General features: G+C 68.4%; 1 pseudogene. It reads right to left on the bottom strand.

Annotated elements, in window-relative coordinates:
- Positions 1 to 681: pseudogene (locus ABGA94_RS04740) on the bottom strand (histidine kinase); the annotation flags it as partial.

The following is a 681-nucleotide window of genomic DNA, read 5'->3' as shown; positions in this document are numbered from 1 at the left end:
ATAGCCGGCGCTCTGCGATGCGCCGCGCCACCCGCACCAGGTATTCGCTCTGGCCGCCCCCGTCGATGGCCACCAGAACGCCGCGACGCAGGGGCAGATTGCTTTCGCCACGCGCGGCGCGGGTTTCGCGCAGGCTGCTGTCGACGCGGTCGGCGGCTTCCTGCATCGCCAGTTCGCGCAGCGCGGTCAGGTTGGCCGGCGAGAAGAACGCCTGCAGTGCCTGCGCGGCCTGTTCGGGCACATAGACCTTGCCCTGCTGCAGGCGAGCGATCAGTTCGCGCGGCGGCAGATCGACCAGCACGATGTCGTGCAGGCGGTCGAGCACGCCGTCGGGCACGGTCTCGCTGACGCGCACGCCGGTGATCCGCATCACCACGTCGTTGAGGCTTTCCAGATGCTGGATGTTGACCGTGGTCCAGACATCGATGCCGGCGTCCAGCAGCTCCATCACATCCTGCCAGCGCCGCTCGTGACGGCTGCCCGGTGCATTGCGATGGGCCAGTTCGTCCACCAGCACCAGCGCTGGATGCCGTGCCAGCACGGCGTCCAGGTCCATCTCCTGCAGGGCATGGCCGTGATAGGCCACGTCCTTCAGCGGCAGCTGCGGCAGGCCCTCCAACAGGGCTTGGGTATCGGTGCGTCCATGGGTTTCCACCAGGCCCACCACCAGGTCGACGCCGC

It is taken from the genome of Stenotrophomonas sp. 3diitr2024, from assembly GCF_042136455.1.
Lineage (GTDB): Bacteria > Pseudomonadota > Gammaproteobacteria > Xanthomonadales > Xanthomonadaceae > Stenotrophomonas > Stenotrophomonas sepilia.
Note: the sequence above shows the minus strand (reverse complement) of the source record. Positions and strands in the feature narration are given on the sequence as shown.